Genomic DNA, 12,618 nt, shown 5'->3' with positions numbered 1-12,618 from the left:
GCAATGAAAAATTACATAATAGAATTACGCGGAGTTGAATTTCACAACAAAGGTGCAGAATTGATGCTATACGCTATTCTCGAGAAATTACGACAGGAGCTGCCGGAAGCCATCTTTGTAATGGAAAAAAGAGGAAGTGCTCCAATCGCGAGTCAACGTAAGGTCGGAATTCATACGAAGTTAAATATGAAAAAATTCGGCATAGATACTGCCTTTTGGGGTCAATTAATTCCCATGCGTCTTTTACGATCGACTGGCTTTGTCCTGGAAAAAGATATCGACGTAGTACTAGACGGCTCTGGATTTGCATTTGGTGACTTTTGGGGTGCGGAAAAAGCTGGAACCAGATTAGCTAATCATATTGAGAATTGGAGACAGCAAGGAAAAAAGATTATTATGTTATCGCAAGCTTTTGGGCCTTTTGAAGATTCGGCATTAAAAGAAAAGATGAAAATAATTGTAAATAATTCGAATTTAGTGTTCGCCAGGGATAAATATTCGTTGAGTTATTTGAAGAATATTTCGGCAACGCAGAATAACATCCATTTAAAACCCGACTTTACTAATCTTTTGAAAGGCTCTGTGCCTGATTACTATGACCCTGCTAAATATGAAGTTGCAATTATTCCGAATAATAAGCTTCTAGAATCGAATACGTTTAACAGCAGAGAAAATTATGTGGAGTTTCTCAATGAAATTACTGAAATAATTACTGCTAGCGGCAAATCGCCTTATTTCCTTATTCATGAGGGGGTGAAGGATCTGAAGCTAGCAACTGATGTAAATAAAACCTTCATTAAAGAAATACCTATACTAACGGTGGAAAATCCACTGGAAGTAAAGGGAATTATCGGAAAATCCTACGCAGTTGTGACTTCTCGTTTTCACGGTCTGGTTAGTGCATTGTCCCAATCAGTACCTTGTCTATGTGTAGGATGGAGTCATAAGTATCTGGCTTTGATGGAAGACTACAACTTTTCAGAGGGCTTAATCAAAAACGATGAATTATCCGGCGAAAGTTTGAAAAGCAAATTAGAGTTGGTGCTTAACCCAAATTCGTCCGATCAAATCCATAAGCGCCTGAAGGAAGGATCTGCTGTTCAAAAGGAGCTCTCTCAGTCAATGTGGAACATGGTCCTTGATTCAATTAGAAGTTGAACAGAAATGCAGCAATTAAGAGAACCGAAGGTATCTATTATTATTCCAATATATCAAGATTGGCACAGATTGGCGTTTTGCATATCGGCCTTGCAGCAACAGACCTACGGCAAGGAGCATTTCGAAGTAATTGTTGTAAATAACGATCGAGAATCGTCATCACCAGCTGATCTAGTCTTACCTTTTAACTTTAAGCTGGTTCATGAATCAAAGGCAGGATCATATTCTGCCCGAAATAAGGGTTTGATTTATGCTTCCGGCGATATCATAGGCTTTACGGATTCGGACTGTATTCCAGACAAGAATTGGATATCTAATGCTGTTGACCTTTTTATTCAAAACCCTAATGTTGGTAGAATTGCGGGAAGAATAGATCTGTTCTATAAAGGCATATCACTCACTCCTGCCGAACTCTATGAGAAAGTCTATGCCTTTAAACAGGATCATGTTGTTGAAAAATTAGCCTCAAGTGTAACTGGTAACATGTTTACGCGTCGGGAAGTAATTGATACGGTAGGCGGATTTAATGAGAATTTATTTTCGGGTGGTGATCACGAGTGGTCTCGGCGCGCAGAGCAAGCCGGATTTAAAATAGTTTTCGGAAGTAATGTTATCATCAAGCACCCGGCGCGATCCGATTTGAGTCAACTTATTAGAAAATCCAAACGGATTGAAGGTGGACGAACGGCGGTTAACAAGTTTGGCAAGTTCAATTCATTCATCAGGCTAGCTAAAGCTGTCAAACCTCCTTTTATGGATTTGTTCTATTATTTGGGTCGTTACGGAAAGGACCTGTCTTTAAAAGAAAAGGTGATTGTGTGCCTCGTAAAGTATTATCTGGTTTACATAGAAAGATTAGAAGAGTTTAAACTGTCATTTGGCAGAATTGCTTCCCGAGAGTAGGCAACTGTTTGTGTGAACAGTCAGTCTCACTATGAAACGCCTCCTGTTCAAAGCATTGATAGCTCAGGAAGGTTTTAATGAGGTATTTATCTGAGGAAGTTATACTGTTACGATATTCCCTAAATTCTCTACACAACATAAATGATAGCGGAATTAGCTTTTCTAGTACAAATCCTTAAAAAAAACTGAATATTGGAACAACAAAAAAAGATTCTATATGTTCATCACAGCCGCGCTGTCGGCGGAGCTCAAAGAAGTCTCTCGTTTCTATTGGATCAAATGGACTCTTCAAAATATTCGATCTCGGTCTTGTGCATATTTAAAGGAAAAGTGCTGGAATTATTTGAAGCGAAGCCAATTGATTTAATTGTTAACGACAGTATTTTCCCATTTCACGGATCTACTGTAACTGGTATGTCTTTCAAAATATTTCTTTCTAACATTTTAAGATTACCATCATCTTTAATTGCGGCCTACCGTCAAATAATAAGAGAAAAACCTGATATTCTTCATCTTAATTCTACAAGCTTGTTTGTTGTGGCGCTGGCAGCGAAGATATATAGCAAGAAAATTAAGGTCGTATGTCATGTCAGAGAACCACTTTTGAAGAACTCTTTTTCTGCCTTCGTCATTAAACACATGAATCATTTGCTCGTCGACCACTTCATAGCAATTGACCATTTTACAGGGGCTTCTATGAAAGTTAAGGGTAATATGACAGTTATATATAACTCTGTGGATTTTAGAGAATACCACCCGCTTGTCAAGTCAAGTATACTAAGTAACGAGTTGAGCCTACATAGTGAATCCGTAATATTCCTCTACTTAGCTAGGATTGTCAAAGGGAACGGAGCCTTGGAGCTAATTGAAGCAGCTAGCAAACTAAAGGAGGAATTCCCGCAATTTAAATTTGTTTTAGCAGGTTTGCCTGAGAATACGTCCGATACCTACGCAAACCGAGTAAAGCTAGCCGCTAAATCAAATAACAATGTCTATCTGATGCCTTACAGAAATGATATTACCAACTTAATCGCCTCTTCCCATGTATTAATCGTGCCGTTTACTGAACCCCACTTTGCAAGATCTATAGTGGAAGCCGCTGCTATGTCCAAACCCACAATAGGAGCGAATGTTGGTGGTGTGAACGAATTAATTGTTCATGGTAAGACGGGTTACCTATATGAAACCCTTGGAGAGTTGGTACAATACTGCGTTTTGTTAGGCACGAGTGAGGAATTAAGGAGAGAAATGGGAGAAAGATCGGTGAAGTTAGCAAAAGAGATTTTTGACAGTAGTGCTGCTACCACACAAGTAATGGAGGTGTACGAACAGCTGCTTAGCTAATCCTGTCAACACTTGTTTTATTCAAGAGACCTCTACTCTCTGCCAAGGACCTATCTTCCGGCATAACCTGTGCGAGAACGTTAAGTCTTCTGTGTGCCCCAGCAGTTATATTATTTTAAGAAATATTTCCAAAATGTCCAACCGAATATCGATATTACTGACGTGTCACAACAGGAAAAAAGATACCCTGGAGTCTTTATCAGCTCTAACGAGAGCCGTAGAACATGCTGGAGACATAATTTCAGAAATCTTCCTAGTAGATGACGCGTCAACTGATGGTACTGCCAGCTCAGTAAAATTTGAGTTCCCGAAAGTCAGGATAATTGAAGGAGATGGAAACTTGTTCTGGAACAGGGGGATGATAAGGGCCTGGCAAGAGGCGGTAGCCGTAGAGAGTGATTTCTATTTATGGCTGAACGACGATACAAACTTGCAGGAGGACGCCATAGCAATTCTTCTAAAAGATTCCGGCGCTAAGAATCATGAAAGCATATTTTGCGGGATTTGTGAGTCCAGCGATAAGACTTACATTTCCTATAGCGGCTGTTTATTAAGAGACAAGAAAAGATTAATTCCCACTGGCATACCTCAGGCATGCGACTACTTCAACGGAAATGTTGTTCTAATCCCTAAGAGTGTGTTTGATAAAGTAGGATATCTCGATTCATTCTTTCATCACACGCTTGGAGATGTTGATTACGGACTGAGGGCTAAGAAACTAGGTGTGGCGTCATTTGTATCCTCAAAAGTAGTTGCGACGTGTGACAGACACAATTCATTGCCAATTTGGTGTAACCCAAAGTATAGTTTGAAACAGAGGCTTGCCCACTTTAGAACCCCCCTAGCTAAAAACCCCGAGGAGATATTCTATTTTGAAAAGCGGCATACCAGCTTTCTAATGGCGCTCTACCGAGCATCCGTTATTTACATAAGATTAGCATTTCCAAGATTATGGATATTGCTCGGTAAAGCTCAAATTTAATTAGCAGGTAACATATCAAATGTTCAGTATAAGATTTACATTTAAATGCTAGTATGATCCAACCAAATAGAAAAGAGAAATGGTATATAGACAATGTCTTTATCTTTCTCCTGATGGGTTATTTGTTAATAGGAAAAATGTACGCGACTCTACATATTCCTTTTACGCCAATTTACATAGGTGAAATATTTATGATATTTGGTCTATATCGTCTAAAAAATAAGCCGGTAAGGGTCAGGCATTTTTACTTCATCGTTATTTTCATCTTTATTGGTTTATGTAACCTAGCAGTTAACGTTGGCAAATTCAAACTTGAGGCCGTGCGTGACTTTGCAATGATATACTACTCTGTTTTTTTTATCATAGGATACTACCATGTGTCCGAGCGTAATATTGAAAGTTTTAAAGTGACACTGTTGAAGTGTATCAAATATGTTTTACCTGCGCTTCTACTCATACAGGTCATAAAAAGAACATTTAAAGAAGCCTTACAGAATCTGACATATGAAGACGTTGCATTATTTGCGACGAAAAGCGGAGATATCCAAGTCTACCTTGCACTCTTTTCTGCTTTGCTTATATCTAGTCCGCGAAATAAAATTATCAGATATAAGAATATATACTATTTGATGTGCGGTATATTGCTGGTGACTACCGCAAGTTTGAATCGGGGGGGATTTGTAGCATTTTGTATAGCCCTAATAATTGGTTTCAGGCACTTTAATTTCCGCCAGAAAGTAAACTCCATCTATATTTTGGCGTTCGCCTTGATGATTGTATTTTCTGGAATTGAAATCGTAGATCGTCAGTCAAGCTCGGGTGGCAGGCAGGTGAGCATTACTCAACTAAGAGAAAACATCATCAGCCTATTTAGCTCGGATACGAATAATGCGGGAAGAACTCAGGGAACGAAGAGGTGGCGTAAGGAATTTTGGAGCACGCTAATAGCTGAGGTGACAGAGAGCCCTAGCAAAATGTGGTTTGGCTTAGGCCTTGGTCCCAATCTAATAACTCAATTCGAGCAATTTGCAGTAGATGACGAAGATAGTGAGCGAAAAACAAAGCATCCACATAACTACACAATTAACATTTTCAGCAGACTAGGACTAGTGGGTTTATTCGGTTGGCTATTTGTGCTTTTTTGCTTTTTGAGAAAAGCAATTCCCATGCTTTTATTTTCTAAAAAAAGGCCAATGCTGGCATGGTCCTTCAGTCTTCTTGTAATCGCTGGCCTAATTAATTCAAACTTCGACGTTTACTTGGAAAATCCGATGGGTGCTATTATATTCTGGATCTCTATGGGCATTGCTTACAAATGTCTAAAAATTGAAAATAGAGCTAAATCAGTTGGAATATCTCAACCAAGTCAACAAGTACCCCGATTTCCGCTGATATCAACACCATGAGAATTTTAACAGCGCACAATTTATATCAGGTTCGAGGTGGCGAAGATGAGTCCCGTCTCGTAGAGGAAAATCTGATGAAGCAGAATGGACATGATGTTATGAGTTTCGAGGTGAACAATAACACAATCGATTCTAATTCGTCGAAGCTCTCACTTGCGCTTAATTCTATTTGGTCAAACAGTTCTTATAAAGAAATTAAGAGACTTATAAAGTTGCAAGGCTCTGAAATTCTGCACGTTCAAAATTTCTTTCCTTTAATTTCACCATCAATTTATTATGCAGCCAGTTCACTTAAAGTTCCGGTAGTACAATCTATTAGAAATTATCGATTGATGTGTCCAAACGCGCTGCTTTTTCGAGATGGACATATTTGTACGGAGTGTCTAGGAAAGAATACACCTATAAACGGTATCATACATAAATGTTACCGGGGAAGCAGATCGGCAACCGCCGCTGTGAGCACTATGCTAGCGGTCCATAATTCTATTGATACATGGAATCGAAAGGTTAACGCATTCATTGCAATATCCAGGTTCGTTAAAGAGAAATTGGTGACGCAAGGCGTTCACGAGAATAAAATTTTCATAAAGCCGAACTGCCTTTTAACTGACCCCGGATACTCTTATGATAAAAAGGACTACATCTTATATGTGGGACGCCTGAGTCAGGAGAAAGGAATAGCTACTTTAGTGAAAGCCTGGAATCTCCTAAAATCTACAACAACAAAATTGGTTGTTATAGGTGAAGGAAGTATGCCGAGCAGTAAGTCCCACACCATCGAATTCTTGGGTAAGCTTTCTTTATCGGAAACTTATCGTTATATGAGTGAGGCGAAAGCACTTATCGTTCCTTCGGAATGGCATGAACCTTTCGGTAGAGTGGTAGTAGAAGCTTTTGCGAACGGGACGCCTGTTATTGGCTCGCAAATGGGTGGAATTCCTGAGTTGATTTCCTCTGGAAGAAATGGATTGCTGTTTGAAGCTGGTAACGCTGAACAACTGGCTAATAAGATAGAAATATTAATTTCTAAGGACAGCTCTGAAATGGCTGAGGAAGCGCGTCGAGAATTCCTTTTGAAATATACTCCCGAACAAAATTATGTGCAGCTCAAGCAGATCTACGAGTCTGTTATTTAGTTTCGATAGTCCCCAACAGAAGTCGCGGGGACTATCGAAAGGTTTATCTAACCTATCTAATTTTAACAAGTCTAATTGTTTTCTTAGCAGATAGAGTTGTGGTCTCAATCAGATAAATATCTACTGGTAGAGTGTGAATGTCAATGTTCACCTCCTCGGCATTACTGCCAGATCCCTGCATAACAAGCTTCCCAGTCGCATTATGAATCTTAAACGATATAATACTTCCGATTTCCGACTTTATATTGACTGTGTTGGATGCGGGATTGGGGAACAGGGTTATTGGGGCACCCTCGAAACTTCCATCAAAACCTATTTGCCTTATTTTAGAATATGTATAGGTTTGATCGTGATCTATTACACGCAATCTGTAGAAGACATCATAATTTTTTTGTAACGGTACAAGGTCCGAATCCACAAAGTTATACGAGCTGGGTTTATTGTTGGCCGAGATCTTCTTAATCACTTTGAAGCTCGAGACAGATCCAATGGAACGTTCTACCTCGTAATGACTCACACCATACTCCTCAGATGTACGCCACTTAAGAAGAGCAGCCATCCCCTCTTTTTCGATTTCAAATGAAGCCAGCTTAACGGGCATAGCACCTTCAAACTCATACGCGCCAATATCTATTCGACCTACACGTTGAATACCCCGCTGATCATCGGCTGGTGCACCTAATGACGTACCAGCGTCAATCGCAGGGCTGTCTGATCTAAGTGACATAGTTTGTGTAACTCCTCCATTATCCGCAAGAGCATTCGCTTTTGCGTCCAATATTACCGGGTTTGCTACGCATGTATTCCCTGTTATATTCGGTAAGATTTTTTCCGGAAAGAAAATATTGTTTCCTCCATCTGCCATTTGACAGTTACAATGACGCCACGATGGATCTCCTCCTCCCCCATACCTATTAGAGACAGTATTGTTATAGAAGATGTTATTTTTTATAGTGAGAGACTGGTTAATTCCTCCATTACCTCCGGAGAAAATAGCCCCTCCCTGCCCATTTGTAGGGTTATTAGCTTGGTTGTTTGCGATTGTACAGTTAGTAATATTGATGATAATGCCGTTTTTAGGAGCGACAATTGCCCCACCGTATTGATTTGCAATGTTACCCTCTAAGGTGCAATTGATGATATCTACGGACTGAGAGGCGCCAGAAAGTGCAATTCCGCCTCCCTGATTAGACCTGTTGCCATTAAAAGTACACGAGGAAAACACAACGGGGCGGTTGGTAGAAAGTGCAACTCCCCCTCCCTGCGTGATACTTGTGTTGTTTCTGAAAGTACAATTTGAAACTGGCTCTGTTAGCCTCCCATCATCCAGCCATACACCACCACCCTGCCTTGACACATTCCCATCAAATATGCAATCTTTGAAAGTCAAAGTGGAATTTGCAGGTATACTCGTGTATGGATAATCTGCATCACCAATCGTAACTCTCGAAGATCTGAAGAAAAATCCACCGCCGTTTCCTGTTGTTGTACTAGTTTGATTGTTATTAAAAATACAATCGATGACTTCGTAGCTGTTATTATTGTAAGGATAGGTAAACAAAGCTCCACCTTGATAAAAGGTGGTATTACCTTCGAACAAGCAATTTCTGACAATAAATTCTCCATTATCTCCTCTCGCGCCATCATTGTAAATGGCCCCCCCTTGCTCATCACCCGTTGTTCCAGTCGTTGAGTTGTTACTAAACCTGCTTCCAGTCAAATATAAGTCAGATAACAACACATTTAATGCGCCACCTTGGTTGACGGCTCTGTTATTCTCGAAAATGCAATTGTTTATTCGTAGCAAATTCAGACTCTTTGCATATACAGCGCCTCCACCACCTTCAACATTCAAAGTCGACTCATTGTTAGTAAAAACACAGTAGTTCAACTCAGTAGTACTCTTGAATTCTACGAACAAACCCGCGCCCTGCGCATTTACCAGTCCGTTAGAAAATCTTAGGTTGTTGATTATGACATCAGCTCTTGATCTCGTAGACAACAAACCGAATAACGGTGCTGACAAATCTCTGGAAAGTGTGGAGTTATTACCATTAATTGTTAGGTCAAGACCCACAACATCTCCCGCAATTGCGGGCAAACCTCTCTCCCCGCTGAAACCTGACCTGGAAACGCTACTGGATGTATATCTGACAGATGTAAGAATATACATACCACCTGGGGCCAGGTTGATAACATCTGGCTCGTTATTTGCATTTGATGCACTAATCGCTGCAGCCAATGCATTTACATCGCCATCAGCAATCGTGAACGTTGCGGCCAAGTTTACTATCGGAGCTAATAGCAGTAAAATAGGTAATAATAGTTTCATCACAGTTAAGTTGAGTTAATTACATTCACATTGCTAAGTACTTGATAATTTACGTAGAATAAAATCTACTTTGTGGATTTTTATAGATTAAAATCATACCAGCACCCGACAAACGACAATAAAGTCGATATTATAACGCAAACGTATTCGTCAATCAGACCCGTAATGAGAAAATTAAGTAGTGCTATAATGCTTTTTTCAATCCTAATCGTCTCAGGTTCAGCTAGACCAAGTATTCGAGAATTCGCGTTTTTTGTCTCCACTAAGGGAAGTGACTCGAAAAAAGGGACCAAAGAAGAGCCTTTCCGTAATTTGTCCAAGGCACTTGAAACTGTGGTGTCAGTACCAGGCAATTCGTCCATTACTATTTATTTTAGAGATGGAACTTACATGCTTTCGAATACTGCCTCTATCAATAATACGACACTTACAAAGGGAAAGCAGCTGACTCTAACAAGTTATGGAAACGAGAAAGTATTCTTGACCGGGGGTAGTAACGTCAATAGTTCGGATTTCCAAAAAGTAACAGATGGGGCGATCCTGAGGAAAATACCAACAACTTCCCGCAATAATGTCTACGCCCTTGATCTAGGTCGCTATGCTAGTAATGATATTAGTTTGCATAAAAATGGCTATGGGCAACCTAGGAAGCCATCTCCAATCGAATTATTCATCAATGAAGACCCGGCAAGTCTGGCACGGTGGCCGAAAGACAGTACTATCAGTATTGTTTCAGTTGTTCCGGCGGCTGAGATATCAGGCGGAGAAAAGGCAGCATTCACAACTGGCGCAATCTTGCCGACGAGGTGGGAATCTCCTTCACATATATGGATAGCGGGAGCCCTTACTAAAAACTGGGCTTTTGATAACCTTCCTGTTTTAAGCTTAGAGCCCAAAAAAAACCTTGTGAGGTTATCTGATAAAGCAAAGTATAAGATTGTAAAAGCGCCAGATAAGAGGAGACAGCAGTTTGGTGATAGCAGGACATTAGGATCATTCTTTTTTTACAATGTTACGGAAGAGCTAACTAGGAACAGAGAATACGTCATGGATCCGCAATCCAAAAAACTCTATGTATATCTGGATTCGGAAAGCGATCTCGAGAAGTGTTCAATATCCACATTGGCTACCCCACTGATTGAGATTAGCAACACCGAAGCGATCAGAATTAAAGGCTTAAATTTTGGTTTAGGAAGGTCTTCAGCTATTAAAATCTCTAGGTCAAGCAATATTTTGATAGAGAACTGCACGTTTAAAAATTTCGGGCTACTCGCTATTGACGCAGCTAATTGTATGAAATTGAAGGTGCAAACCTCGACAATTATGAACACAGGGTCAGGTGCCATCGTCATGAGTGGTGGGAACAGAAAGACATTACAGCCTTCAGAAAACTATATCGAGAACTGTGTCATCACTAACTTCTCAAGGCTTTATAGAAGCTATTCTCCGGCAATAAATATCCAAGGTGTTGGAATAACAGTAAAAAACAATGATATCAGCGTGGCACCAGGTCAAGCCATTATTTTTCAAGGCAATGATCATGTCATTTCTTACAACAACATCAGTGATGTATGTCAGGAGTTTGGAGATGTGGGTGCTATCTACACTGGTAGAGACCCGTCATCGACCGGAACAATGATCATTCACAACCTTTTCGGAAAAATCCAAAACGAAGCAAGTCCCCTCGTAACTGCTATTTACATTGATGATGGAAGCGGTGGTTTCAGCATTGCAAACAACATCTTTCTTGAATCCGGAACTACCAAATCCAATGGATTTGGGGCTATCCACATCAATGGCGGAAGTCACACTAACATTGACAACAACGTTTTTCTAAACTGTCGTAAAGCATTTTCATACAAAGCTTGGACTGATAAGAAGTGGAAACAGACGTTTATCACAAATAAGGAAAACCTTGCTAGAATCACTCAAACCGTTGATATTAGATCTAAGATTTTTCAGAAAAAATATCCACATCTCCAAAATTTCTTTGCATTATCAAGTTCTAAGAAACGAGAAAATTATGTTGATGGTAACTATTTCTACAATGTTGGTAAGATAGATAACAGTCCTGGTTACATAATACACAACTCGATCACAACCCAGGGCAACTCTGACTTCTCACCAAAACGACAGCGAGCTCTTCAAGAAGACGACGTTCCTGCAGAAGTGAAGCAATCGAAAAGCTGGAAAAACATAGAATTTGACAAAATAGGAGCTAAATTTACAGATATTTAATGCTATGTAGTCATTACAAGCAGGTTTATGCGGATCTGATGCGAGATCTCAGAGACGATATTATAATTACTCAACGATGAAAAAAGACCTAATTAGTATCAAAGTCAGTTCTCACAGCTACGTCAAATTTATTGATAAAACCCTTGAGCTCGTTAATAAACAGCAGTCGTCATACATCTGTGTAGCGAACGTGCATATGTTGGTCGAAGCTTATCAAGACAGAGATTTTGCGACCATTGTCAACTCAGCTGATCTTTGTGCACCTGATGGCATGCCACTAGCTTGGGGCATGCGATTACTTTACGGCGAGAGACAGGAGCGCGTGTGTGGGATGGACTTACTACCAGATCTGTTAGCAACGTTGGAAAATCTTGGTATACCTGTTTTTTTTTACGGAGGTTCAAATGAAATGCTCATAAAAAATCAAGCCTTCCTTCATAAGAAATATCCTAATCTTAGTATTGCGGGTATGGTAAGTCCTCCTTTCCGGCAGCTCTCTTCCGATGAAGAAGCTGACTATGAAGAAATGATTAACACGAGTGGTGCCAAATTTCTTGTAGTTGCGTTGGGCTGTCCCAAACAGGAAAAGTGGATGGCTAAAATGAAGGGTAGAATACAAATGCCCATGATCGGAATCGGAGGAGCACTTCCAGTCATGATAGGCTTGCAAAAGAGGGCACCTGACTGGATGCAAAAAGCAAGCTTAGAATGGCTTTTTCGTTTAATGCAAGAGCCTAGAAGGCTTATGAAAAGATATTTTGTCACTAACGCACTCTTTATATTTTTATTTTTTCGAGCCTTAGTATCAGGTAAGGCGTACCGTTAAAGTGATATTGAATTAATATCCTGGTGTCGTCGCCATACGGGAGCAACTCTGGCAACCAGGCTGTTTTGAAGAAGCCATTGGTACAAATAGCAACGCTACGTCCTTATGGGACGAAATCCATCTCCTATTTAAGGATCATATTTTATAAGAACTAACTTGGAAAAGTAATATTATTCTCTTATACTTGTCAGTCTATGTGGGGTATCTGAGTATGCTAATTCTGGTTAATGCAGTACAAGCTGATTCAGCCTGAGTTACTAGGGAACCATTAGAAAACTTTCTCAACGTTATAT

The 12,618-nt window shown here is 40.0% G+C and carries 9 protein-coding genes; 8 read left to right on the top strand and 1 reads right to left on the bottom strand.

The window, feature by feature from the left end; all coding sequences use genetic code 11:
- Positions 1–3: 3 nt before the first annotated feature.
- From LZG94_RS06420 to LZG94_RS06395, 6 genes are all read left to right on the top strand, one after another.
- On the top strand, positions 4–1,158 hold the full coding sequence (locus tag LZG94_RS06420; RefSeq protein ID WP_233791080.1) for a polysaccharide pyruvyl transferase family protein: 1,155 nt from the start codon (positions 4–6) through the stop codon (positions 1,156–1,158).
- A 6-nt stretch (positions 1,159–1,164) separates the two neighbouring features.
- Positions 1,165–2,061, top strand: a complete 897-nt coding sequence (locus LZG94_RS06415; RefSeq protein WP_233791079.1) for a glycosyltransferase family 2 protein — start codon at positions 1,165–1,167, stop codon at positions 2,059–2,061.
- A gap of 192 nt (positions 2,062–2,253) precedes the next feature.
- The gene (locus LZG94_RS06410; RefSeq protein WP_233791078.1) at positions 2,254–3,405 is read left to right on the top strand and encodes a glycosyltransferase family 4 protein; all 1,152 of its coding nucleotides are present in this window, start codon (positions 2,254–2,256) and stop codon (positions 3,403–3,405) included.
- Positions 3,406–3,538: 133 nt separating this feature from the next.
- The gene (locus LZG94_RS06405) at positions 3,539–4,387 is read left to right on the top strand and encodes a glycosyltransferase family 2 protein (protein WP_233791077.1); all 849 of its coding nucleotides are present in this window, start codon (positions 3,539–3,541) and stop codon (positions 4,385–4,387) included.
- A 53-nt stretch (positions 4,388–4,440) separates the two neighbouring features.
- Positions 4,441–5,793, top strand: coding sequence for an O-antigen ligase (locus LZG94_RS06400; RefSeq protein WP_233791076.1), 1,353 nt, complete (start codon positions 4,441–4,443; stop codon positions 5,791–5,793).
- Positions 5,790–6,929 (top strand): glycosyltransferase, encoded by a 1,140-nt coding sequence (locus LZG94_RS06395; protein ID WP_233791075.1) that lies wholly within the window; start codon positions 5,790–5,792, stop codon positions 6,927–6,929. Before LZG94_RS06400 ends, LZG94_RS06395 begins: the two co-directional genes overlap by 4 nt.
- Positions 6,930–6,981: 52 nt before the next feature.
- Here the strand turns inward: LZG94_RS06395 and LZG94_RS06390 are convergent, their stop codons facing one another.
- Positions 6,982–9,261: a T9SS type A sorting domain-containing protein gene (locus LZG94_RS06390; protein ID WP_233791074.1), complete on the bottom strand. Its 2,280-nt coding sequence runs from the start codon at positions 9,259–9,261 to the stop codon at positions 6,982–6,984.
- Positions 9,262–9,426: 165 nt separating this feature from the next.
- On the opposite strand from LZG94_RS06390, the gene LZG94_RS06385 reads away from it, so the two are divergent.
- Together LZG94_RS06385 and LZG94_RS06380 are read left to right on the top strand one after the other, a co-directional pair.
- Positions 9,427–11,499, top strand: a complete 2,073-nt coding sequence (locus LZG94_RS06385; RefSeq protein ID WP_233791073.1) for a right-handed parallel beta-helix repeat-containing protein — start codon at positions 9,427–9,429, stop codon at positions 11,497–11,499.
- A 76-nt stretch (positions 11,500–11,575) separates the two neighbouring features.
- On the top strand, positions 11,576–12,325 hold the full coding sequence (locus LZG94_RS06380; RefSeq protein ID WP_233791071.1) for a WecB/TagA/CpsF family glycosyltransferase: 750 nt from the start codon (positions 11,576–11,578) through the stop codon (positions 12,323–12,325).
- Positions 12,326–12,618 lie beyond the last annotated feature (293 nt).

The organism is Dyadobacter sp. CY343 (assembly GCF_021390335.1).
Lineage (GTDB): Bacteria > Bacteroidota > Bacteroidia > Cytophagales > Spirosomataceae > Dyadobacter.
Note: the sequence above shows the minus strand (reverse complement) of the source record. Positions and strands in the feature narration are given on the sequence as shown.

What these genes read in the sequence shown, in the direction of transcription:
- LZG94_RS06420 (WP_233791080.1), top strand. Translation starts at nt 4, where the DNA reads ATGAAAAATTACATAATAGAATTACGCGGAGTTGAATTTCACAACAAA.
- LZG94_RS06415 (WP_233791079.1), top strand. Translation starts at nt 1,165, where the DNA reads ATGCAGCAATTAAGAGAACCGAAGGTATCTATTATTATTCCAATATAT.
- LZG94_RS06405 (WP_233791077.1), top strand. Translation starts at nt 3,539, where the DNA reads ATGTCCAACCGAATATCGATATTACTGACGTGTCACAACAGGAAAAAA.
- LZG94_RS06400 (WP_233791076.1), top strand. Translation starts at nt 4,441, where the DNA reads ATGATCCAACCAAATAGAAAAGAGAAATGGTATATAGACAATGTCTTT.
- LZG94_RS06395 (WP_233791075.1), top strand. Translation starts at nt 5,790, where the DNA reads ATGAGAATTTTAACAGCGCACAATTTATATCAGGTTCGAGGTGGCGAA.
- LZG94_RS06390 (WP_233791074.1), bottom strand. Translation starts at nt 9,261, where the DNA reads ATGAAACTATTATTACCTATTTTACTGCTATTAGCTCCGATAGTAAAC.
- LZG94_RS06385 (WP_233791073.1), top strand. Translation starts at nt 9,427, where the DNA reads ATGAGAAAATTAAGTAGTGCTATAATGCTTTTTTCAATCCTAATCGTC.
- LZG94_RS06380 (WP_233791071.1), top strand. Translation starts at nt 11,576, where the DNA reads ATGAAAAAAGACCTAATTAGTATCAAAGTCAGTTCTCACAGCTACGTC.